The 431-nt window shown below is 69.1% G+C and carries 1 protein-coding gene; it reads left to right on the top strand.

Annotation, left to right across the window (positions count from 1 at the left end; genetic code table 11):
- Positions 1-47 precede the first annotated feature (47 nt).
- A partial coding sequence (locus EEB19_RS26435; protein ID WP_222929994.1) for an FAD/NAD(P)-binding protein occupies positions 48-431 on the top strand: 384 nt, incomplete at its 3' end.

The raw sequence follows: 431 nt of genomic DNA on the forward strand, positions 1-431 counted from the left end.
CGCTTCGGCAATCCGGCCCGTCATCGCCGATGGCCTACAATCGGCGCATGACTGATTCACCGCGTAATGGCGAACTGGACCTGGCAATCATCGGTGGTGGTGCGGCCGGGGTGCTGGTGGCGATCCAGGTGTTGCGCCAGGCCCAGGCGCCGCTGGCGCTGGCCATCTTCGAACCGGCTTCGCAGCTGGCGCAGGGCATCGCCTATGCCACGCCGTGGCCGGAGCACCTGCTGAACGTGCCGGCGGCGAAGATGAGTGCGTTTGCCGACCAGCCCGGCGACTTCCTCGACTACCTGATGGCCGCCAATGCCTACCCGGGCGAGGCGCGCGAGGTGCTGGGCGAGCGCTACGTGTGCCGCCACCACTTTGCGGCCTACCTGCAGCAGCGCCTGCAGGAGGCTGCCGCAGCCAGCCCGGCGCAGCTGCAGGTG

The sequence above is a fragment of the Gordonia sp. OPL2 genome (assembly GCF_003797825.1).
In the GTDB taxonomy this organism is placed as follows: Bacteria; Actinomycetota; Actinomycetes; order Mycobacteriales; family Mycobacteriaceae; genus Gordonia.